At 47.4% G+C, this 23,211-nt stretch carries 21 protein-coding genes; 8 read left to right on the plus strand and 13 right to left on the minus strand.

The window, feature by feature from the left end; all coding sequences use genetic code 11:
- The first annotated feature begins 161 nt into the window (after positions 1-161).
- Genes AB0L18_RS00725 through AB0L18_RS00735 form a run of 3 tightly spaced genes read left to right on the plus strand, consistent with a single transcriptional unit; the run spans position 162 to position 1,866 of the window.
- Positions 162-485, plus strand: a complete 324-nt coding sequence (locus AB0L18_RS00725) for an ArsR/SmtB family transcription factor (protein WP_367390670.1) — start codon at positions 162-164, stop codon at positions 483-485.
- Position 486: 1 nt separating this feature from the next.
- Positions 487-1,434, plus strand: a complete 948-nt coding sequence (locus AB0L18_RS00730) for an SRPBCC domain-containing protein (RefSeq protein WP_367390671.1) — start codon at positions 487-489, stop codon at positions 1,432-1,434.
- 6 nt (positions 1,435-1,440) lie between these two features.
- The gene (locus AB0L18_RS00735) at positions 1,441-1,866 is read left to right on the plus strand and encodes a DoxX family membrane protein (protein WP_367390672.1); all 426 of its coding nucleotides are present in this window, start codon (positions 1,441-1,443) and stop codon (positions 1,864-1,866) included.
- On the opposite strand, the gene AB0L18_RS00740 is transcribed toward AB0L18_RS00735, so the two are convergent.
- On the minus strand, positions 1,811-2,983 hold the full coding sequence (locus tag AB0L18_RS00740; protein WP_367390673.1) for a metallophosphoesterase: 1,173 nt from the start codon (positions 2,981-2,983) through the stop codon (positions 1,811-1,813). The two genes, AB0L18_RS00735 and AB0L18_RS00740, sit on opposite strands and share 56 nt — an antisense overlap.
- 360 nt (positions 2,984-3,343) lie before the next feature.
- On the opposite strand from AB0L18_RS00740, the gene AB0L18_RS00745 reads away from it, so the two are divergent.
- Together AB0L18_RS00745 and AB0L18_RS00750 are read left to right on the plus strand one after the other, a co-directional pair.
- A complete protein-coding gene (locus AB0L18_RS00745) occupies positions 3,344-4,507 on the plus strand; it encodes a sensor histidine kinase (protein WP_367390674.1) in 1,164 nt (387 codons plus the stop codon).
- Positions 4,504-5,199: a LytR/AlgR family response regulator transcription factor gene (locus AB0L18_RS00750; protein ID WP_367390675.1), complete on the plus strand. Its 696-nt coding sequence runs from the start codon at positions 4,504-4,506 to the stop codon at positions 5,197-5,199. The genes AB0L18_RS00745 and AB0L18_RS00750 overlap by 4 nt, the downstream gene beginning before the upstream one ends.
- A 505-nt stretch (positions 5,200-5,704) precedes the next feature.
- Here the strand turns inward: AB0L18_RS00750 and AB0L18_RS00755 are convergent.
- The 4 genes from AB0L18_RS00755 to AB0L18_RS00770 all read right to left on the minus strand — a co-directional run bounded on the left by AB0L18_RS00755 (position 5,705) and on the right by AB0L18_RS00770 (position 12,178).
- Entirely contained in the window at positions 5,705-7,291 is a 1,587-nt protein-coding gene (locus tag AB0L18_RS00755) for a phytoene desaturase family protein (RefSeq protein WP_367390676.1), read from the minus strand.
- A 93-nt stretch (positions 7,292-7,384) separates the two neighbouring features.
- Positions 7,385-8,857, minus strand: coding sequence for a family 16 glycosylhydrolase (locus tag AB0L18_RS00760; protein WP_367390677.1), 1,473 nt, complete (start codon positions 8,855-8,857; stop codon positions 7,385-7,387).
- 42 nt (positions 8,858-8,899) lie between these two features.
- Positions 8,900-11,311, minus strand: coding sequence for a TonB-dependent receptor (locus AB0L18_RS00765; RefSeq protein ID WP_367390678.1), 2,412 nt, complete (start codon positions 11,309-11,311; stop codon positions 8,900-8,902).
- A gap of 333 nt (positions 11,312-11,644) precedes the next feature.
- Positions 11,645-12,178 (minus strand): hypothetical protein, encoded by a 534-nt coding sequence (locus tag AB0L18_RS00770; protein WP_367390679.1) that lies wholly within the window; start codon positions 12,176-12,178, stop codon positions 11,645-11,647.
- A 105-nt stretch (positions 12,179-12,283) separates the two neighbouring features.
- Between AB0L18_RS00770 and AB0L18_RS00775 the strand changes: the two genes are divergently transcribed.
- Together AB0L18_RS00775 and AB0L18_RS00780 are read left to right on the plus strand one after the other, a co-directional pair.
- Positions 12,284-14,482 (plus strand): radical SAM protein, encoded by a 2,199-nt coding sequence (locus AB0L18_RS00775; RefSeq protein ID WP_367390680.1) that lies wholly within the window; start codon positions 12,284-12,286, stop codon positions 14,480-14,482.
- A 279-nt stretch (positions 14,483-14,761) separates the two neighbouring features.
- Positions 14,762-15,361 (plus strand): FISUMP domain-containing protein, encoded by a 600-nt coding sequence (locus AB0L18_RS00780; protein ID WP_367390681.1) that lies wholly within the window; start codon positions 14,762-14,764, stop codon positions 15,359-15,361.
- A gap of 181 nt (positions 15,362-15,542) precedes the next feature.
- On the opposite strand, the gene AB0L18_RS00785 is transcribed toward AB0L18_RS00780, so the two are convergent.
- From AB0L18_RS00785 to AB0L18_RS00805, 5 genes are all read right to left on the minus strand, one after another.
- A complete protein-coding gene (locus AB0L18_RS00785; RefSeq protein WP_367390682.1) occupies positions 15,543-16,034 on the minus strand; it encodes a DUF4440 domain-containing protein in 492 nt (163 codons plus the stop codon).
- Between the two features lie 231 nt (positions 16,035-16,265).
- Complete coding sequence (locus AB0L18_RS00790) at positions 16,266-17,102, minus strand: S1 RNA-binding domain-containing protein (RefSeq protein ID WP_367390683.1); 837 nt, start codon at positions 17,100-17,102, stop codon at positions 16,266-16,268.
- A gap of 14 nt (positions 17,103-17,116) precedes the next feature.
- Positions 17,117-18,451 (minus strand): glycosyltransferase 87 family protein, encoded by a 1,335-nt coding sequence (locus AB0L18_RS00795; RefSeq protein WP_367390684.1) that lies wholly within the window; start codon positions 18,449-18,451, stop codon positions 17,117-17,119.
- Between the two features lie 129 nt (positions 18,452-18,580).
- Positions 18,581-20,155 (minus strand): cellulose synthase family protein, encoded by a 1,575-nt coding sequence (locus tag AB0L18_RS00800; RefSeq protein WP_367390685.1) that lies wholly within the window; start codon positions 20,153-20,155, stop codon positions 18,581-18,583.
- Positions 20,156-20,184: 29 nt separating this feature from the next.
- Complete coding sequence (locus AB0L18_RS00805) at positions 20,185-20,883, minus strand: glycosyltransferase family 2 protein (protein ID WP_367390686.1); 699 nt, start codon at positions 20,881-20,883, stop codon at positions 20,185-20,187.
- Positions 20,884-21,341: 458 nt separating this feature from the next.
- Between AB0L18_RS00805 and AB0L18_RS00810 the strand changes: the two genes are divergently transcribed.
- Positions 21,342-21,647: a hypothetical protein gene (locus tag AB0L18_RS00810; protein WP_367390687.1), complete on the plus strand. Its 306-nt coding sequence runs from the start codon at positions 21,342-21,344 to the stop codon at positions 21,645-21,647.
- 123 nt (positions 21,648-21,770) lie between these two features.
- Here AB0L18_RS00810 and AB0L18_RS00815 read toward each other — a convergent pair whose 3' ends face one another.
- From AB0L18_RS00815 to AB0L18_RS00825, 3 genes are all read right to left on the minus strand, one after another.
- Positions 21,771-22,295 (minus strand): TrmH family RNA methyltransferase, encoded by a 525-nt coding sequence (locus AB0L18_RS00815; RefSeq protein ID WP_367390688.1) that lies wholly within the window; start codon positions 22,293-22,295, stop codon positions 21,771-21,773.
- An 11-nt stretch (positions 22,296-22,306) separates the two neighbouring features.
- Entirely contained in the window at positions 22,307-22,507 is a 201-nt protein-coding gene (locus AB0L18_RS00820) for a dodecin family protein (protein WP_367390689.1), read from the minus strand.
- 111 nt (positions 22,508-22,618) lie between these two features.
- On the minus strand, positions 22,619-22,888 hold the full coding sequence (locus AB0L18_RS00825; RefSeq protein ID WP_367390690.1) for a hypothetical protein: 270 nt from the start codon (positions 22,886-22,888) through the stop codon (positions 22,619-22,621).
- Positions 22,889-23,211: the final 323 nt, after the last annotated feature.

The raw sequence follows: 23,211 nt of genomic DNA on the forward strand, positions 1-23,211 counted from the left end.
CGTAAGAGCATTCTGTTCATCCATTCAGTCGTCTAATTCCTTTAGCTTACTTTTTTTAAAAAAACAATCCAAATTGCAGGTTTTTTCACAGCAACTATTGTGCAAGTAAAAACTTGCGTATATATTTGCAAGCAATTACTTGCACAACAAAACCAGCAGCCATGAGAAGAGATGTATTCAATGCCATAGCAGACCCTACCAGGAGAGGGATTCTCATGTCCCTGACCAAAGAATCACATAATGTAAATGCTTTGGCGGAAAAGTTTGACATGACCAGGCAAGCCGTTTCGCTGCATGTGAAATATTTGCAAGAATGTGGGGTCATCTCTATAAAGCAAGAAGGCAGAGAACGCTACTGCAATTTGGAAGCACAAAAATTAGCGGAGGTAGCGGATTGGCTGCAACCTTTTAAAGAAATTTGGGAAGCTCGATTCAGCAACCTGGATGACTTATTAGACCAATTAAAATCACAAAACAAGAAATAAAATGAATAAAACAAATTTCACCGCTGAGCAAAACAAACTAACGGTCACAAGAACTTTTGATGCTCCCCTGGAACTCGTCTGGAGAGCCTGGACAGAAGCCGAACTACTAGATCAATGGTGGGCACCGAAACCCTGGCAATCCAAAACCAAATCAATGGCTTTTAAAGAAGGGGGCACTCGTCTTTATGCGATGATTGGGCCGGAAGGAGAAGAGCATTGGGGGATAACCACCTATACAAGTATTGCGCCCACTACTTCCTTCTCCGGCGAAGATGCTTTTTGTGACAGTGACGGTCTGATAAACGAAGAATTTCCAGTAGCCACCTTCGTCAATCAGTTTGTCGCCAACGAAAATCAAACTACCGTAAAGATCGAAACAGCATATGCCTCCGAAGAACAATTGAAGCAAGTCATAGCAATGGGCATGAAGGAAGGTTTGAGTTTAGCTTTTGAACACCTGGATGAATTTATCAAACAAAAATTCAAATTGATGGGTGATTTGAAAACAGATGGCCAAGCCAGAGTAACTACTTATCTCAATTTTCCTGGAACAACGGAAAAAGCATTCACGTTTTACAAATCTGTCTTCAAAACAGAATTTTCAGGAAATGGCATTCAAAGGTTTGGCGACCTTCCTCAAGAACAAGGGCAAGCTCCCGTACCTGAAGATATCAAAAAAATGGTGCTGCATGCTGAACTCCCTATTCTAGGCGGCCATGTGCTAATGGCAACCGATGCTCCCAAAGAAATGGGGTTTACTTTAGAACAAGGCAACAATATGCACATCTGCCTCGAACCAGATTCCCGCGAAGAAACTCAACGTTTATTTGATGCACTATCTGAAGGAGGAAAGATTATTATGCCTTTGGAAGACATGTTTTTTGGAGCTTTCTTCGGAAGTTGTACCGATCAATTTGGAATCAATTGGATGTTTAACTTTAAAATGTAATAATAAATGAAAACAACCACCATCATCATTCGTATTCTGGTAGGAGCACTATTCGTTTTCGGAGCTGTTGCCTATTTTTTAAATCTGTTTCCTGCCCCGGAGTTGACAGGAGACATGAAAACCTTTAATGACGGTTTAGAAGCCTCCGGCTATTTAGTACCACTTATCAAAGCCATCGAGTTGATTTGTGGAATTGCCTTTCTCACTGGGCGGTTTGTACCGTTGGCAGTAGTTGTCATTTTCCCAATTGTTGTAAATATTGTGGCTGTGCATATTTTCCTAGCTCCTGAAGGTTTAGCCGTTGCCCTGTTTCTTTTGTTCTCAACGCTATTTTTAGCTTATCGCAATAAGCATCACTACGAAGGTCTATTCGTAATCAAATCTCTTCCCTCTCCCCATCATGCAAAAGACGGTAGTATTTCCCTCCCTTGATCAGCAGGCCTTCTGATGATTTGTGGGGCCATTTTTTATGGTAATCCTTGGGGTGGCTGACGTCGATGCCGATCACTCGGCCGGCAAAGCTACGCTTGACTTTTGACTGGATGGTATGGCCTACTACCACTGCCTGGGCATTGTATTTATCCAGCGGTGCGTCCACTTGTTCCTGGGTCAGGTCTTCTCGGAAGTAGCCTCGGTACCAACAGATGCCAGTGTGGTTGGATAGCAACAGCTGCGCGGCATCCTTTTCTCTGGTAGGGAAATAAGGCAGGTAATAATTGGCCCGGTTGATGGCATTGATCTCGGATAAGCTCACCTCAGTGGTGGCCAAATCCGGATGCAACCCGCCGTGTACAAAAAGGTGACCATTGATCAGCGCGATGGTATTCTTGCTGGCCATCCAGCGCCCCAAAAAGGAGTTGGCATCCAGCAAGTGGTGGATTTGCTTGCCCAAAATGGCGGCTACACCAAAGTACTTGGGCGAGTTGGATTCGAATTTGCCTTGCATGTTTTTCAACTCATGATTGCCTAACAAGTAATGCACTTTTCCGCCGTGTTTTGCGGCCTCCTGTTCTAGTCTGTAAATAAACCAAAGTACCTGGGTCGTAGAATAGCCCCGATCTACAAAATCACCGACCAGCACCAGATGCCCCTTACCAAATGTCCAGTGGAGATCAACATCAATCACCTGCTGGTGGATGAGAAAATCACGGAAGGTTCTGTAGCCACTCTCAATATCAGAAATAGCCAAAATGGGTTGATCGTCCTCAAAAATATCAGGTGGTATTTCGTGTTTTGCCTTGATGACCATATCAAAACTGCTACCATCCAACGGAAATGGACAAGTAAGCGAGAAAGTAGAATCCGCTGGATAAAGCTGCTGATCGACATAAAAACCCTCCTCTTTATTTCCCCTGATGTAATTGACGGACAGTGTCGTATCATTTTCATAAAAAAGGTAGGGGCCTTCCCCATCCAGGTTTCTCATCAAGGGATTATCACCGTAATGGACAGCGCCATTTTCTTTAAGGAGGATTACCACTCCGATAGCGAGTAGTACCAAAATCGTGAGTCCGATGTGTTTAAGGTAGCGTAAGATTCGTTTTTTCATCGTGTTTTTTTTTTGATAGGTTGGTGTGCCAATCCTTGACACGGAGAGTGGACCTAATGGACAGGTTACCCTCCTCCGCTCTTCGGGCAGCCACCCTCGACGCTGCGCATTGGTGCCGCCAGCGGGACACATGGGCGGCCCGTGGCCCGAAAAATTCTCCCGGAGGCTTCCCAATAGCGGCAAGGTAAAGGCCGTCCGCATTAGCAACTAATCGCAGGGATGAACAAGTGTCTGGCCGTGATCCAAAATTCTAGCAGAGTGATGAAGTGACTTCGTCCCACATTTACGCAAGGTCGGCTACCGTTGCGGGGCGTTCATCAAATAGTTTGTGAGGGAAATTATATCCGGCTACATTTGAGTATGACTACAGCAATAGAAAACTATAATCGACCACTGGTCGGGCTCGGGCTTTCCTTTCTCCTAATGGTCAGTTCGTTAATACTAATGGAGTTTGGCATCGAATCGGGGCTACTTTTTATGATGACTGCGATTGCCAACTTACTGTACTTAACCATAGTTTGGTTCATCAATAAAAGAGCAAACAGGGTGATTACACCGTCGTGGCGGCAAAAAGAGATCCGGGTAGCGGTGCTTATACTTGGTGCTTTGTTTTTGATTGGCGCTATAGAATCTTATTTCCACGCTATCATTTTTGTAATAATTTTTGTCGAGTTACTTTTCTTCCTATTTGTATTTGGGTACGATCAGTTTACCCAAACCACCAATGCAACACCTGGTGTAATGGAGAACGAAAAATCGCGGTTCTCTCCCTGGATGTATTGGCTGTTTATTATAGGAAATGGCCTCCTATTGATCATTGGAGAAGATTACTTTACGGATAAAGACCAATTCGGCGTTGCCATCCTCTTGTACTTCTGTTCGCTGTTTTTTCTATTTACGCGATGGTTTTTCAAACAGGCAAGGTTCCTTCTTAATTTAAAAACAGAAAAGAACAGAACCGAGCTACAGCATCTCCAAAGCCAGGTCAACCCGCACTTCTTTTTCAACATGCTCAACAACCTGTACGGCTTGGTAGACAAAGACACAAAAAAGGCCCAGCAACTTATTCTAAAGCTGTCGGACATGATGCGTTACAGTATTTATGATGGTCAAAAAGAGCGCGTCTCGCTCGCCGAAGAAGTCGACTACTTGAGGAATTACCTCGACCTCCATCAGATGCGTTATCATAAGAAAATTGACCTAAAATTTGAGACGGAGATTGAAGACGATCAACTCCAACTTATGCCACTCCTGTTTATCATTTTAGTGGAGAATGCCTTCAAACACGGCGTCGAAAATCTCCGGGCAAATGCCTACGTACACCTGAGTCTTAAAGCCACGGCCAACAGCATAGCTTTCAGCGTAGAAAACAACTTTGATGAAGAAGAGGTAAGCACTCCAACAGGCTTGGGTCTACGCAACCTCAAAAGGAGGCTAGAGCTGGTTTATCCAAAAAAGCATAACTTATCCACGCTAAAAACCGCCAATACCTACCGTGCAGTATTAACTATTGACCAACTATGATCAAGTACCTCATTGTAGATGACGAACACATTGCTCATGATATCATCAAGGGGTATTGTGATATGTTGCCTCATCTGGAACTTGTCAAAAATTGTTACGATGCTATCGAAGCGTTGGAATGCCTGCGGCAGCAACCTGTTGACCTCATCTTTCTCGACCTCAACATGCCCAAGCTAAAGGGGTTTGATTTTCTACGTACCCTGGCGGCACCACCCAAAATTATTGTGACGACAGCCTATCAAGAGTTCGCCCTCGAAGGCTTCGAACTCAACGTGGTCGACTATCTGCTGAAGCCTTTTAGTTTTGAACGTTTCTTGAAAGCCTTGAATAAGGTCGTCAATACTACGCCCACTGGTCCCCCTACCCTGGCATCAAAAACCGCTGTCGGAAACAGCATCTTTTTGCGTAGCAATAAGACCTACCTGCAGGTTAACCTCAGCGACATTCTCTATTTGGAAGCCTCCGGTAACTATACTAAAATCATTACCACAGCAAACACCATCTCCGTCCGTCAGAAAATATCGGAATTACTGACCAGCCTCCAATTTGAACAACTCGTCCAGGTACACAAGTCATTTGCGGTCGCTAAAAACAGGATCAATAGCATTGAAGGGAACCGCATTTTTATCCAGGATTTCGAAATCCCCATTGGCAAGATCTACAAGATGAATGTGGATAGGATGTTGGAGTGAGGGAACCTGAGATAATTTGCGCGGGCTTCCGTCCTACGGTTGGGGCATATTTATGTGTTTTGACCTCGGAGAGGTCGTAAATTGGTAGAACCATGTTTATTGGAGTTAAACCGACCTCGGGAGAGGTCGAATATTAATCCACATTGGCTGATGGGGCAGAAAGCATCAAAAAGGAGGAGAATGATATATTCTTAATATACGACCTCTCCCGAGGTCGTTTCATCGGTTGCCTATTACTTTCTTCCAATATTTCACCTCTCCGAGGTGTTTTTCGTCGGTGCGCTCTTGTTTTTTTTGAGAAGGATTCCAAACGTAGGGCTTCAATCCGCACTTGGAGCACATTTAAACGAGTCTACTCGTAGTAAAACCCAGTGCGTACTGAAGCCCGCGAAACCTGATTTACAGCGCATGTTAGTTTCCGAACTATCCCACTGATCTTCCGACCAGCAGCTCGATCATGACTGGTAGCTGGCTACGCCGATGATATGGCAGTGTCAACCCCATCCTACTTCATCACCTTGTCCAGCACATTCACCCCGGTCATCGCCGTGGCGGTGAGTACACCCGAAAAGAGCGCTTCTCCTACCCCGGCGGTCACAATATCTTGCCCCGTGAGGTAGAAGTTCTTGATGGGTGTGCGGGGTTGAAGAAAACGTTGTCGGAAACGCTGAGGGCTGTGATCCAGGCCGTAGATTTCTCCCTTGTCGTAATTGACAAAATGCTGGGTCGTCAGTGGTGTCGACAGTTCGTAGCAATCTACTTTGCCTTCCACTTGCGGCATTTGTTCGTACAATTCCGCTAACAGGCGCTGGGCTATCCGTTCTTTGAAGGCTTCGTAATCTTCGCCCCTTTTCATCCAACGGCTGCCTTCCCAATTGGCGAAAGCTTCGTAAGGAACGAGCGTGATAATATCAATCGTACTGCGCCCCGGGTAGCGACGATTCCAATCCGGATCTTTGGCCGAAGGAAAGGAAACATACACTACAGGAAAAGGCTGATCCAAATCTGCCAAATAGCGATCCACACAAGCATCGTGATCAAGGTCGCCGGGATAGATCCAGAGGTTGGTCTTGGGCAATTGGAGTTCCTCGGGGCTGCCGTGCAAGCCAATGTACAGACAAGCGTGAGCCACGGAACGTTCCACCTTTTGCAGAGGCTCCAACAATTGGTGCTCCTTCACCACGGCGGCGGGCAAGAGTTTATGATACGTCGTCATCACCCCCGCGCCGCTGACGATGCGATTGGCGGTGAGCACCTTGCCGTCGGCCATGCGCACACCGGTGGCCGTATTACCTTCTATCACTATTTCCGCGACCTCAGCACTCACAAGAATCGTTCCACCAGCAGCTTCGATGACCGGATCGATAGTCTCCACAATCTGCGAGGAGCCACCCACGGGAAAGCTACCGCCGCCGAAGTAATGTCGCGCCACCGAGGCGTGAATCACAAAACTGCTTTTCTTGGGTGGCAAACCATAATCACCATACTGCCCACTGAGCACGCGGATGAGTTCTTCATTATCAGTGAGGGAACGTAAAACCTCGTAGGTCGTCTGGTCGGAAAATTTATGAAATGGTCCGCGCAAAAAACGCCCCGACAGCTTGCTTAAGAATCGTGGCAGGGCCTTGTCCATATAAAACCACCTACTGGTCTTATTGGCTTCAAACACCAGGTCGACGTATCTTTCGATAGCGGCTGTTTCCTCCGGAAAGTAGGCAGAGAGTTGTGCCGTAAAGTTTTTCACCCCTTTAACCAAGTCGTAGTGCCGGTCGCCCAGTATGATGCGGTCGTACACTTCACCCATGTCGGCCCACTGCAATTGGTCGTTGCTGATATAGTCAAACAAACGCTTGATCACACTGTTGGGCCGCTGTACCTCTCCGATGTAGTGAATTCCCACATCCCACTCGTACCCCCTACGCTTGAAGACGTGCGTAAACCCACCGGGAGTGTAGTGTCGCTCCAACACCAGCACCCGCTGCCCTTCTTTGGCCAGAATAGCCGCCGTCGTTAAGCTCCCCATCCCGGAACCGATGAGGATGGTATCGTAATAGTCGGCGAGTTCGTGGCGCTTTTTGTAGGATTGGATCATTTTGGTTGGATGCTTTGCTGCTTTGCTGGTTGGATGGTTGGATGGTTTGTTTGTTGGACAAAAAAATCCTAACCATCCAACTATCCAATAATCCTAGTACTCCTTCACCACCTTGCATGACTGTAACAATCGTCCGGTGCCTTGCTCGTACACGGTTACGAAATAGACGCCACTGGGGAGGCCCGCCAAATCGAAGGTCAATTGCTCCGATTCAGCCTTTTTAGTTGCTAGTTCCCGACCCGTAATATCATTTAGGGAGACGGTAACAGCCGTAGGGTTTTCGCCGATGGTGATCTGTACCAGACCACTCGTGGGGTTGGGGTAAACAGACAGCGAGGGTGTTTCTTCTAAAACTGCCGTCGACGTTGGCTGCTCATCTTTGTAGACGCGTACCCAGTCGACCTCCACGGTATGTGGGTAGAGGCTGTTATCAGGTGTACCGCCCCAAGCACCTCCTACCGCGTGGTTGAGGATGATAAAGAAGGGCTGATCAAAAGGCCACTGGGCCTCGCTATCGCCAATGGAGGATTTTTTGACCCTCATGTAGGTTTCGCCATCAACGCTGAAGCTCATCTCCTCCGTGTCCCATACCAGACCGTAGGTATGAAAACCAGTATCGTAATCATCGATCTGGTAAGTGCCCGTAATTTGGGTACCAATGGTGTGATTGTAAGCCTGGGTATGGATGGCGGCGCCGAGGTTATTGAAATCCTGACCGTGCTCCATGATGTCGATCTCGCCGCAACGGGGCCAGCCGATGCCTGGTTCGAAGATATTTTCGCCCAGCATCCAGAAAGCAGGCCAGGTACCTGGACCGCGGGGCAGCTTCATACTGGCTTCGATCTTTCCGTACTGAAACGTGATCTTGCCCAAGGTTTCGATCTTACCCGAGGTATAGTTGCGGGTGGCAGGTGCGTTCATCGCGGGGCCCTGCCCCGTGTAGGTTTCCTGACGGGCGATCAGCTTGAGCGTACCGTCCGAGACAACGATGTTCTCCGGTCGAGGGGTATAAAACTGTAGTTCACCATTGTCGGGGTTGCCGTGATGAACTTTTGACCAATAGTTCTCATCAACAGCATTACCGTTGAATTCGTCAGCCCAATCTAATACCCAGTTGGGTTCATAAATTTCTTCTTCCGAAAGGACAAAAAAATCGAGGTTGCAGACGCCTGTAACTCCCCGACCTACCAGAAAGAGATCATGCGTACCCGTCACCGCATCGATCCCTGTGAGCTGTGCTTCAAACACCGTCCAGTCAAGGGTATTTTGCGGATAAAAAGTACCGATGATTGGTCCATTAAGGGCATCCAGGCGAATTTCTACGCTCCCGCCATTGTTGCCTTTAGCGGTTTGGAAAGTGATGCTGTTATAGCCACCATCAAAACTGATCGCCGTGTATTGCAGCCAGTCGCCATCGTCAAAATAGCCGATGTTTGTACCGCCATTTTCCAGTTCTATGCCTTGCATGGCAGCATAATCTTCGGCTTCTACCTGCACGGGCGTTGCGCTGAGTACCATTGGTAAAAGGAGAGCCAGGAATACGAGAAATCGATAATTGTTTTTCATTTTAAAGTTTACTAGTAGAGTTGTTCTTGCAGAACAACTCTGTTAAAAATTAGCACTTACCGCAAGGATAAAATTCCTTCCGGGAGCAGAAATGCCGGCACTATAGGGTCGGTAACGCTGATCGGTCAGATTCTCCATTCCTGCGCTGATCGTAAAGATAGTGGACAGATCGTACAATGCCTTAAGATTTAAGGTATACCATGCTGGAGAATAATTATTTCCATTGGCATCCTTGGCGTAGATTTCATCTTTTCCCTGCTCTTCCACTGCCAAATCCTCAAATTTGCGTTCGCCTTGGTAGTTGGCGTAGCACTGTAAATTCAACTTCTTGGCCTTATACATTAAGCGGCTTACGCCAAACAAAGGAGCAGCATGACGGGAGGGACTCTTGGTACCATCGTCTAGCTCTTCTTCTCCAATCTGATAGTTGATGGAAGAGGAAAAACTGAAACCAGCGGGGAGTTTCCATTCCAAACCTGCTTGGATACCGTAGACATTGGCAACTGCCGCATTCTGGATAGCTTGCACCTGGCTGAGGACGCCATCGTAAAGGATGCTGTCCTGACCATTGAGCTGAAAGTTCCTTTGCACCAACGCATTTTGCAAAACGGTATAATACCCTGTAAGGTCAATCTTGACAACGTCGTTGAATACTTTGGCAATGCCTACATCGAAATTGGAAGCATATTCGGCTTCAAGATTGGGATTGGGCAGGGTTACTGCACCAGGCTCTGAATCGAAAATCTTCCCAAGGTCATCCACATTGGGAGAACGGAAGGCCGTGCCAAAATTTGCACTAATCACCCAAGTATCCGCAGGTCGATAAACGGCACCGATGCTTCCTGTCAAGGAACCCTCATTTAATTTTGCCTCGTTAAACGGGAAAGGGTAAAATTCCAGGTTATTGGCAAAGTCAGCATCAAGACGGTATTGATTGAAACGCAAGCCCGCTTGCAGGGTGAGATCTTTCTGGACTTTAAATTCGTCGCTAACATAAACTGCGGCAGAACTCCAAGTCGCCGCAGGATATCGGGAAGCCCCTTTCGCTACTTCACCCGTGGAAATATTGGTGATCAATCCTTCGGAAGTAATGTCGTTTAATACATATTCCAGCCCGTAAAACAAGGTATGCTTGCCGCCAAAACCTTTCGTAAAATCCAGGTTTAGCGAATAGGCTTCCACATTTTCGATTTGTGTATTTCGGTCCTCTTTGTTCAAGGATCGATCGATACGGCTTTCTTCAAAAGATTGCTGGGCCAAGCGGAGGGTCATTTCATCGTAGACACCATTGTTGCCTTCGTGAGCTATATTCAGGTGGTTCATCATCCACTTTTGGGGGCCGTAATTCCATTCCGCATAACGGGCGGTGCCGTTGCGCACCCGGTTGTGACGATCATACCGCCCGTAGGGAGAGGTCGCCGAATAGTGAAATCCGTACTGAAAATCCCAGGCTTCATTGGGTTGGAAACGCACCTTTTGCATGAAATTCATTTGGGAATAAGCCGAGGGGATTTGCAAGAGAGGGTCTTCCTGGGTAATCACCACATCCGTACTATCCTGGCGCTGTACAAAGTAGTCTTTGAGGTAATCATCCGGACCCTTACTGCCCTGCCGAAGGTGGTCGAAATCCCAGGCACTGAAACTGGTCACGAGCGCCCACTTTTCCCAACCTACATTGACATCAAAGTGGCCCGTTTTTTCCTGATTCGCCGAAGCATAACGCGTAAAGGCTTTTCCCGTAATCAACGGCTTGTCATCAACATACAATTGCGGGGTAAGGGTCTGAAAACTCATAACCCCACCAATGGCATCACTGCCATAGATAACGGAGCCTGGCCCAAACAATACCTCCGTATTGCTGATCGCAAAAGGATCCAAATTGATGACGTTTTGAAGATTGCCACCTCTGAAAATAGCCGTATTCATCCTTACTCCATCGACGGTATACAAGAGCCTATTGGTGGCAAAGCCGCGAATCATTGGGCTACCTCCACCTTGCTGGCTTTTCTGGATATACACTTTCCCCGAGATGCTTAGCAAATCTGCTGCCGTTTGCGGATTTTGCAGGGCTACTTCTTGTGGAGAAATTGAAATAATTTTCATCGGCACCTGCCCTGAAGATTGCTGCCAACGCGTAGCGGAAACCACAATCTCATCCAAATTCAGATTGAAGTGTTCCAAAGAAACTTGAAAATTCATAGCTGCTAGTTCCGCGTAGCTTTTCGCCAACATTTTGTAACCAAGCATCCTGATTTCGATATTTTCGGCTCCCTGAAAAGCAGAGATATCTGCCCGCCCATTGGCATTGGTCACCGCATAGGCTTCGGGCTGAGTACTCAAAAGCGTCACAAATTCGAGTGGCTTATTCGATTCCAGGTCTTTAACCGTTATGGTTTGGGTATGCGACCAGAAGGCACAGCATAGCAGCAACCATAGTAATAAATGTTTTTTCATAATAATATATAGGAAACGCGTTCCCCGGCTACAGCAATAGTCGGAGAAACAGTTATAGTCCTCCAAGGTAGGATTTGTGATTTTTGACCTGCTCTTTTTCCCCTTCGCTGCGTTGAAAAGCCTCGCCAACGCGCTGCGTTGCCTGCGTTTTTCGCCTTGCGAATGGAAAAAATAGCGTCTTCAAATTCTCACAAATCTTACCTTGACGGACTTTATTTTAATAATACAGGCATAGCCCAACAACTCTAACAAGTTGATAGACAACCAATCGAAGAAATAAATAAGAAGGGATGCTGTTGTGAAATTTCCTTGTGCAATATCACAATAAGCATTTTAAACAAACGCCTTCGGCGGCGGCACAGGAGGTGGGTAAACAAAGGAGCTGTAATGATGCTCGTAAGTAAAAGAAACTTGACCTTTTTGAAAGGTACCTGCCCCAAATATCGGAGGAGGAATACAGTAGAGCGATTTAAAAAAATCTATGAGCTTATCTTGTTGGGAAGGCTGAACGGGCTGTTTACTTTGCGTACTGACGAGTAGTTCTTCCAACTGCTGATTCAGTTTCGTTTCAGCTTCATCCCACCAGCACCAGTAATAAGTTGTATCTCCGTGTGTTTCGGTCTTTACCACATCGTACATCTGATCCGCGTACTCAAACTCGCGAGAATGCTCCCAGCGCAGCAAGGTTTGTGACTCTTTTTCGGTAAACTTTAGCAACACAAGACCATCATGGTCGCCGCTACTGCTGATTTCTCGTTCAACCTTCTTACGGGTTTGTATTTTTTGGTAATGCAGAAAGGTAAAGGTAAGCGCAAGGGGTGCTACCAAACACAAAAACAGCAACAGACTGGCGACTTTACCTTTCAATAAAAAATGTTTTAGGAAACGAAGTTAATCAATATTGATCCCTCGCCAAGAATTATATTGGCAATGTTTACCTTTGTTTCCGGTAACTTTCAAAATCATTCCCACTTGTCAGATCTCCTCCTTCTTACGCCTCCCTTCACCCAGCTGAACACGCCCTATCCGGCAACGGCCTACTTGAAAGGGTTTCTGAATACGAAGGGCATCTCTTCGTACCAGATGGACCTAGGTATTGAGGTCATGCTGGCGCTGTTTACGCGCGAAAGCCTGGAGCTGCTCTTTGAGGCTGCCTATGAACACGATCGATTAGAGACGCCCAACACCCAACGGATGTATGCCTTGCGGCACGCTTATCTAAAGACCATTGAGCCCGTAATTGCCTTCCTACAAGGGCACCAACCCACACTGGCGCGCCATATTTGCAGTGAAAACTACTTGCCCCAAGCCAGTCGCTTCGAGCAGTTGGACGATATGGAGTGGGCTTTTGGCAACATGGGCATGCAGGACAAAGCCAAGCATTTTGCGACCCTCTACCTGGAAGATTTATCGGATTTTATCGTGGAGTGTATCGACGAGCATTTTGGCTTCAGCCGTTACGCCGAAAGGCTGGGAAGATCGGCCAACAGCTTTGACGAACTCTACCGTGAGTTGCAGGAGGAGCTTTCTTACGTCGACCAACTGACGGTAGATATTCTGGCCGAACGCATGGAGGAAATACAGCCCAAACTGGTGTGTATTTCGGTGCCGTTTCCGGGCAATTTATTCAGCGCTTTCCGTTGTGCACAGTACCTGAAAGCCCACTATCCAGAGGTAAAGACAGCGATGGGCGGCGGCTTTGCCAATACCGAGCTGCGCGACCTGAAGGAACCACGCGTTTTTGCTTTTTTTGACTATATCACCCTCGACGATGGGGAACTGCCCATTGAGTTATTGACCAAGAACGTGCTGGTGCCAGCGGATAAAAATCCGGACTTTCAGCTCTTCAAGCGCACCTTTCTGCTGGATGAGAAAGGCGAGGTGCTCTACAATAACTTTTCGCTGCAGCAAGACTACAAGCAGAGCACCGTGGGCACGCCCGACTATTCAGACCTGCTGCTCGACCAATACATCTCCGTCATTGAGATCGCCAACCCTATGCACAGTTTGTGGAGTGATGGCCGCTGGAACAAGCTCACCATGGCGCACGGCTGCTACTGGGGCAAATGCACTTTTTGCGACATCTCGCTCGACTACATCAAACTCTACGAGCCTGTAGCCGCCCGCCTGTTGGTAGACCGGATGGAGGAATTGATGGCACAAACCGGCGAAAGTGGCTTTCACTTTGTGGATGAGGCCGCGCCGCCAGCGCTCATGCGGGCGGTAGCCCTGGAGATCATCCGGCGCGGGTTGACGGTGACGTGGTGGACCAATATCCGCTTTGAGAAGAGCTTCACCAGGGACTTGTGCAGGCTGCTGGCTGCCTCGGGGTGTATAGCTGTTTCCGGAGGCTTGGAGGTTGCCTCCGACCGCCTGCTGGAGTTGATCCAAAAGGGGGTGACGGTAGCGCAGGTGGCGCGTGTGACCCGCTACTTTACCGAAAGTGGTATCATGGTGCACGCTTACCTCATGTACGGCTACCCTACCCAGACGGTACAAGAGACCGTCGACAGCCTGGAGATGGTTCGGCAGTTATTCGAGGTGGGCGTATTGCAATCGGGTTTTTGGCACCAGTTTGCCCTCACTGCACACAGTCCGGTGGGGTTAGATCCGGCAACTTATGGCGTGGTACCTCACCAAGCCGAGATCACCTTCGCCAATAACGATATTCAGTTTACGGACCAAACGGGAATTGACCACGACCAGTTTAGCTTCGGTCTCAAAAAGTCCTTGTTCAACTACATGCACGGGATTGGTTTTGAGTTTGAGTTGCAGGAGTGGTTTGATTTTCAAGTGCCTAACACCACGATTGCGGAAGATTACATTGTGCGCAGCCTGGAAGATGCCCCCTACCCCATTACCAAACCCTCGGCCAAGATCGTTTGGTTGGGCAGTACGCCAAGTAGCTCCCCCACGGGTAAAAGCAAGAAAGGCAAGCCACTAATGGAGCTTACTTTTCACGATCAACGCGATACCGTTTCGGTCAACCTCCCCGAGCCACAGGCCGAGTGGTTGATCAAGATGCTAGAAAACGCGGCTCCCCAGCAGGAAAAGCCCCTTCCGTTTGAAAAATTGAAAACCGATTATCTACTTCATTTCGACAATTTCGATGCGTTCTGGTATTCGGATGAGATGGAGACGGTACGGGAGATTGGACTGGTGGGGGTTTGAGAGCGTTGTTGTTGGTTGATTGTTGATGGTTGGTTGTTGATGGTTAGCTTCAATATTCAACTTTTAATCACTTTCTACCTTTTTGGTGCGGGGGGCTTTTAACAGTGTAAACGTTGGAAAGGTGGAAGGGTGTAAAAGTTAACTGCTTGGCAAGGGGTGCCGATTGCAGGGTTTTACCACCTAGTTTTTTCGAACCACATAAGGCGCCTAAGGGCACCTAAGATTTTGTTTTTACCACAAAGGCAAATAGGTGTCTCTGACCGCTTAATAAGACAAGATTTGAGTAGATTACTATCCATTATCATAGTCGTAGCACTGCTACAAAGTAGTTGCGAGGATGTTAAGTCAGGGAAGAGCAACCAATTCGTCGACAGTAGGGATCTGCGAGTCTACGAGGTCGTCACCATTGGTGCTCAAGACTGGCTAGGGGCTGATTTAAAGTTCCATACGCCAGAATCGTTTTGCTACGAAAACGAGGAAGAAAACTGCCGGGAATACGGCAGGCTCTATAATTTTCAAGAAGCGAAGACCGCCTGCCCGGAAGGCTGGAGATTGCCCACGGAAACGGATTGGCGAACCCTGGAACAAGCGCTGGGCATGCAGCCTACCGAAGTGGAGGCCATAAGGGTATGGCGCGGCGAAGAGGAAGGTACCCTGCTGGCAAAACAGCTAGGTGTAAAATATTCAGGCATGGGTAAATTCCGAGGTACTGGCTTTTTGGGCAAAGACCAATTTGTTTATTATTGGGTAGATGCGCCGGGGCCAGCAGGTGAGCAATTTTCGCTGTATCGGATGCTGAGCAAAAGAGAAAGTGGCATTTATAGTGACCAGGTTCCAAAAATGGATCTTTGTTGTGTACGTTGTGTCCGGGGAGATTAGGGTGTAAGGGTTGGAAAGGTGGAAGGGTGTAAAAGTTAACTGCTTGGCAAGGGGATGCGGGTTTCGAACCACATAAGGCACCTAAGGGCACCTAAGTTTTTTTTGCTTTTTTACTACAAGCGAGGTGCGCATAAATGCATGAATGTATTTATACGAATGGGTACCTACTCACCCAGCATACTTAATTCCCCACCCTGGTAGAATGCAACATCTTCAGTTTCCAGCCCTCAGCAGTCTTCACGGCGACGGCGCTTTCCAGCCAGTGGGCTTGTCCGGTGGTATCTTGGCCGACGGTCCAGGTGCCGTAGTTGTGGTAAGTCGTCCAGGCGAGGTTTCCGCTACCTTCGGTGGTTAGGAATTCCATTCGGTTGGTACGTTGGTAGCCTTGTTCGAGCATACCTGTCATGGCCCTGCGCTGGTAGTTGATGATGGAGTCGTTGGTCCACACTTCGCCATGTTCTAGCAATAGGAAGTCGTCGGTATGCAAGCGCGCGAGGCTATTGGTGTCCAGCGCCGACCAAACTTGATCGAAAGCATCGATCACCAGTTGTTGGATGGCCTGCTCGGGGGAAATTTCGTCCACTTTGGGTTCCGTTACAGGATCAGAAGGCGTGGCTTGTTGGCAAGCGCTTAAAGCGAGCAAAAGGAGGAGGTAGAGGTTTTGGATTTTCATAATTAATTTTTTTGTGGTTTTAAAGGTGATCGTATGATCGTATTGGTACGATTGAGGTATACTAAACGTATGATCGCAATGGTACGATTGGGGTAACCTTTTTCAAAATCGGAAGTCAGAAGTCGGAAGTCGGAAGTCGGAAATAGGTTCACCTAGTGGCCTGCTCTCCTCTTGGTTCTCGTGTGTTTTACTACTTCCGACTTCCGACTTCCGATCTCCGACTTTACCCCCCTACTCCGCAATCCGAATCCCTCCATCTTCCAGCGTAATCTTCCGCTGACGGTACAGGTCTCCAATGGCTTTTTTGAAGGCTTTTTTACTGATCTGAAAATGGTGATAAATCACCTCCGGATCGCTTTTATCGGTGATGGGCAGATAGCCGTTGTTTTGCTCCAGGGCGTGGTAAATATCCTCGCTATTCTTGCTGTTGAAGTTTTGATAACCAATGGGGTGAAGTGAGATATCGATCTTGTTGCCCTCGCGGATTTTCTTGACGTAGGCCGTCATTTTATCCCCGATGCGGAGATCTTTGAAAATCTCATTTTTGTAGACCAAGCCTCGGTGCTTGTTGTTCACGGTAACGGAATAGCCAATCTCGGTTTCGCGGTAAACGAGGATTTCGACTTCCTCGCCCTCTTCCACCGTCAGCTCATCATTGACGAGCCATTTTTCCAGTTTATTGCTGGCGTAGAGGCGGTCGGTTTCTTCGTCAAGGGCGAGATACACGACGTACCAGCGGCCTTCTTCCATTTTTACACGTTGCTCGCTGTAGGGCACCATCAAGTGCTTCTCCATTCCCCAGTCGAGGAAGGTGCCTACATCAGCGACATCAACCACCTCAAGCAAAGCAAACTCATTGAGTAAAATACCAGGGGTGAGTGTAGTAGCCACTTTACGTTCATCGTAATCAAGATAAACAAACACCCTGATCTGGTCACCAATATCGTAGTGTTCTGGCACGTATTTATTCGGAAGCAAGACATCCTCGCCTTCTTCATCACCCAGGAAAAGACCTACGCTGGTTTCCCTTAGTATCTCTAAATCGTTGTATTTCCCTATAGCTATCACGTATGCTTATTTTATTACGCTGTTCTCCTTTGCTGCCAAAACTCCCAACTTCCCCACAAAAGTACAACTATATATTCCAATCCTACGAGCCAAAGATTTTCATAGTATTCAGAGTAGCTGTAATTGATGTAAGTAAGTAAAATCATACCTGACCATACGACTGGCCAGCGATAAGGCGTGAAGACGCACAAAACCAGTGGCAGGGCCGTATACCAAGGGTGAACGGTAGTGGCACAAAACAGATATATACCGATGGCAAACAACCAACGACCGGGCAGTTCGGCCCAGCTTTCGCTGGCGCGTTCTTGCAGTGCCCGGCCGGTGATGGCCACAAACACCAAGGCCGCCAGAACAGGCCCTACAAAACGAATAAGGTTAAAACCACTGATCTGGTACCCCACCCAACGAACAACATAGTACAGTGATCCATTGAACTCAAATTGCTGAAAATACAGGTTGACACTGCTGGAAAAATTTTCCACAAATGAACTACTCAAAAGAGGCACCCAGCTCAGTATCAACACTATGCCAAGTATAGCAAAATATCCAAAACTGCGCTTCCAACCCAGTCGCCGAATCAGGAAAGGAAAGAACAACAGCGGCAATAGCTTACTGGCTACCGCCAATGCCATCGCTCCCGCAGAAGCGGCAAAAGACCATCCTCCCCGACGGCGCCAGCGCAAAAGGAGCCAGCCCCCCAGCAGCAGGAAAAAGATCATGGCACCCTCAAAGTGTAAGTTCCCTACCACCTCCACAATGATCAAGGGGTTGAGCGCGTACCAAAGTGCACTACTTGCGGGGAGGCCCCACTCGCGTAGGAGTGCCAAAAGTAGAAAGATCGTCCCTACTTCCATGAGCAACAAAAAAACTTGCATGATTACCGCCGCGCCCCGTACACTGTCGGGCGAAAGCCAAGAAGAGAAGGCAAACAAGCCTTGTGCTACAGGTGGGTAGATGGTATAGTATTCGGGCGAGTTGAGTTTACTGAAAAGCGCCTGGTTCAAACCGGGCAGCTCGTGTCCTGCTTGCAGGTACCATACCGGCAAATGATCAAAAGGGTTATGCCCAGCCAGCCAAAGGCGGCCATCCCACACAAAACGGTAGATATCATCCGACAATGCCGGGAAGGCACCTACCAAAGCCAAACGCAACACTATGGCTACCCCCAGCCAATACGCGAGATCGGCTTGCTTCACCCTGTTGACCTGCCATACATAGACGAAGAAAAATACCCCGTAACAACAGATGATACGTGTAAACGAAGACTGCTCAACACCGTAACCTAAGCCTAAGGTTGCCAAAAGCATAACGAAGCCCGCGAGCAGTTGATGAAATCTTGGAAATTGCATTATCAGTAAAATAACAAAGTGGTTAAGGTATGCTGTTATTACAGGAATCCTTAACCACTTTGAAGACATTTTCGTTGCGACAGCTCTTGTACTACTCTGTTTTTGTGAACAAGACTATGGTCGATACAACTAGAGCCTCAAATGCTTCACGGAAAAGAAGAAGATAGCACCAAAACCAAGCGCCAGCATCAAGTGGAAAACAACGAAAGTTGTATTCTGCACGTAAAAGGCTCCACCTACTGCAGCAATAAAGTACAGCGACAACAGCCCCTCTCCGATCGTTGTCCAGGTGAGCTTCTTGGTGAGGTAATTCTGCTTTTTAAAGCTATCGGTGATGTTCTTGATATTGAACTTTGGCGTACGTACGAATGGCGACTTCTTGCCACGGTACCCTTGCAAAACTGCCACGGAATTGTGCAAAGACAAGCCCATCGACAGTGCTAAGAACAGTGGGAAGAGGAGGATGAACTTCGTCACCGCCTTGCCAAAATCCTTCTCCTGATTGGCGGGGCTTTGGATATTGGCCACGTAGTAAATCGCAATGATCGACAGCAGACCTACCAGGAAGTAAGCAAAGAAATTCTTGCTAAAGCCCAGCTCGATCAAATCCCCCAAGAAGAACAACAGCGGCACACTCGACACTCCTGCCAGAAAGACGAACAAGAAAACCGAGCTCGCCAGCAAGTGGCTGGTAGCATGGATTTTTTGGTTCAGGCTTAGGTTAGAACGCCATACCGTAGGCAGCATTTTTTTAGCGGTTTCCGCACCACCTTTCATCCAGCGAAACTGCTGCGATTTGAAGCTATTCATTTCCGCAGGCAATTCGGCTGGTGAGCCGATGTTTTCCAAGAAGCGAATCTTGTAGCCTTTCAACTGGGAACGGATGCTCAAATCCAGGTCTTCCGTGAGGGTATCGGCCTCCCAGCCACCTGCGTCTTCGATGGTTTTGCGACGCCAAACGCCGGCAGTGCCATTAAACTGAAGCATGTACTCACCGTTCATCCGCCCCACTTGCTCCACCGTAAAGTGCACGTTGAGCTGTAAAGCCTGCAAACGGGTGATGAGGGAATAATCTTCATTGATGTGTTCCCAACGGGTTTGCACAACGCCTACTTTCTCATCTTGGAAGTAAGGTAGGGTACGTAGTAGGAAGTCTTTCTTGGGTAGAAAATCGGCATCAAAGATGGCCATAAATTCCCCTTTAGCAGCAGACATACCATCCCGCAATGCGCCAGCCTTGAAGCCCTGACGAACCTCGCGGGTCACCTGTTCAATGTTATAACCTTGGGCTTTGTATTCCGCTACTTTTGCAGCAACAATATCGATCGTTTCGTCGGTAGAATCATCCAGAATATGGATTTCGTAGCGGTCTTTGGGGTAATCAAATTCCGCGACAGCGTCGATGAGGCGTTCGATCACGTACATTTCGTTGTAGATCGGTAATTGTACCGTCACGAAAGGGTAAGCGTCGGTATCCTCTTCGGCAAAAGCCGTCATTGAACCCGATCCCGAATGCCAGTTTTCATGACCGGCAGCAACAGCCACCTGAAGCGGCTGCTCATGTTCAGCCATGATCATCTCCGGCGTATTGCGGCGACCGCGCTTGTAGTAATACAAGAGGTTGAATTGCATCACACAGTAGATGGTGATGTACAACAGGGCGAGTGTATACACTCCGAGCACCAAAAAAGCAAGTGTAGTCATCCTTATTGACTTTTACCTAACTGCTGAAATTACAGCAGCTTAAAAATGGTCCACAAAATCTTATGTCCAGCAAGTATCGTTCCACGAATGGTTCCAGATACTTTTGACACCCCCACACGGCGGCGGTAAGTAACGGAAACTTCCGTACAGCGTAATTTTTGTTTGGCTGCTTTAACCTGCATCTCAACGGTCCAACCAAAATCAGGATCCTGCATTTGCAAATCCTGAAGCTTATTCCAGCGGATTGCCCGAAAGGGACCGAGGTCAGTAAAGTGATAGTTGTAAAACAGTCGGATCAAATTCGTGGCCAGCCAATTGCCAAAAATTTGTTGGGGTTGCATTGCTCCGTTCTCTCTAGTTCCTGTGGCCCGTGAGCCAATCACCATATCCATCTCTTCTTCAAGAATCGGTTTGATGAGCAAAGGTAACTCTTCTGGGTGATCTGAGTAGTCTCCGTCCAAAAAAACCACAATATCAGGCTGTTCTGATGCTTTTTTAGCTTCAATATGCGCCATTCCAGCCAAACAAGCACTTCCATAACCAGGCTTCGGTTGGTTCACAACGGTAGCACCAGCCTGGGCAGCCACTTGTGCCGTCTTATCGGTACTCCCATTGTTACAAACAATAATTTCACGTACCCAATCCCTGGGAATGTCTGCTACCACCAGCCCTATTGAAGTTTCTTCATTGAAAGCTGGAATAATAAGATCAATAACCGGTTTACTCAAAGTTGATGCTTTACAAGCAGCAGACACGCCTCATTAGATCACCTTGTCTGCATACCTACAGAATGAATTCTAAGCAAAGGTACACCAAATGAGTAGATTCTGTGTGTCCCAATGCCTACATATTCTATTGTTGGTATTTTGACGAAAATAAGTTGCTTAGTCACTTCGCCAATGCAGCTTAGGCTGGAGTCCAAATGCGGGTAATTCAGAATAATCCTCGTTCAAAAAAATGAGCATATTTTTTCCATAATTCGTAACCTTCTCTATTAGCTGCCGTACAATAGCCCAAAATGGGTAAATACCAATTTGCCCAGGCACAAATAACAATAATGAGTGGAACCATATAGCTTCGGCTTTCCTACGGGTAGCTGAAGCGAAACTCGGCTTTTGTATTAACCCTCCGATGTGTATTCGGGCAAAAGCTGTGCTTATTTACTTGCGGAAAAATCATTTCACTCATGCGGAAAGGAAACACTACCTTAACAACGGCTCAAATAAATCTGGCGCTCCAGCGGCTGGAACTGCTATTGGAGTCGGACTCTCAGGAGCTCTTCCAAAAATTACAAACTGAAAAAGACGTTCATCTCCCCTATTTGAGTCAAGCACTCAAAAAATCACCAGGACAATTAAAAAGGCAGCTGGACAAGCTCAAAGCCACGGGCTTGGTTTACAGCTCTAAGCGGTATCCCAAAAGTTATTCCCTCAATCATTTTCGTTGTTTAAAAATACGTCTTCAGGTGGAGGCGGTGGTGGAAATGTTGTAGCTTGGGCTTTGGCCCCCGAGCACTGGTTTGCATTTACCGTCCGTCGTAGGCCAAGCCAACGCCGAACCGTAGATGTACGACCAGTTAGAAGGCATTTTTAAAGTGCCTTCTAGCTCTTTAATTCTACTTCCCCTCCCGCCACCGACTTACCCAGGCACTCAACGCGATGGCCAAGGCGGTGGCTACATTCAAACTGGAGTTGCGCCCGTACATAGGGATGTGCACACAACCATCCAGCACCTCCAATACCTCCCTGCTAATCCCGGATTGTTCCGCCCCCAGCACTAAAATCGTTGGTTGCGGAACTTCAGTTCGCAAATAGTCGTCCAAGGCCTTGCTTTGATTGGTAATTTCCACCCCGATCAGGGTGTATTGTTGCGTTTTTGCCGCTACTAAAGCTTGCGCCAGGTTGGCTTGGTGCACAAAAGGCACCCATCCCTCGGTGCTCCGGGCGGTCTTACTAATTTTGCGATTTGGGGGTACGGGGCTAGCACCTCCCAACCAAATGGCTTCTACCCCGAAGGCATCCGCCAAGCGAAAAGCCATCCCCACATTCCGGGGGTCCTGCCAATTATCGCAGGCCAGAATGAGGGGAAAGGCTTGTTTCGTCCACCGGGTTTCCCGGTGGCTCAGTTGTTCTTGTTTCAACAGCTGAACATTTAGTCCGTTACCCGGAAAGAGATTTTACAGATTACTCCGTAAGTTGTAATCTTGCCATCCTGAACGTGCGCTTTGATATCTTTTACGAATACCGAATCCACGTTACGAACGGTTTTGCTTACTTCTGTTACTGCTTTTTGCATAGCATCTTCAATACCTTTTTCCGAAGAGGCGATTACTTCAATTACTTTGACAATCATAGTTTTATTGGTTTTGTTAATAGTGAAAAGGAAGATAGGGATTTTTAGGCGAATTGGTACTGAAACGTTTTTTGGGGAAGGGGTGTTCGATACGGGAGTTACAGAGCTGGATCAACGCCAGTCCTTACGGCCCATTGCGAAAATAATGTAATAAACCACAACCAATACAAGCAGGAAGGCAGGCAAAGCAGCTGCATAAAATGCCCATTTGGGATTACTCACACGCAACCATAAAGCCCCAATAATAGCGGCTAAAAGCGCTGTATTAAAGGCCATCATACTCCCCATGCTGCGATTAGAACTTACAGCAAAGGTTTCATAAAGACTTCCTAACAGCACTAAACAATCGATAATCAGGAAAATCCAGAAAAATGATTTCATAGCTGATGTTATTTCAATAATTAGATAGTACGTAGTAAGTAGCTATATTCTGCTGGGACAAATTTCGCTGCAAGCGGAAAATCTCTTCACCAACATCACCGTACATATTCGAGATAAAATAACATGATTCCAATTTATTTTTAGGTCTAGCAAGAAAAAAACCTTCTCTGAATGATTGCAGCAAGGCAGGGGCAGTATAGATGAGAATAGTTCTCCCAAAAATTGACTTACCACTTTGTGCATCCCTATAGTTATACCCTACGAATGATATACGCTGTCCTTTTTTGGGGAGACATAACTGATCTCCCTCCCCAAAAAGCAGC

The organism is Lewinella sp. LCG006 (assembly GCF_040784935.1).
Taxonomy (GTDB): Bacteria; Bacteroidota; Bacteroidia; order Chitinophagales; family Saprospiraceae; genus Lewinella.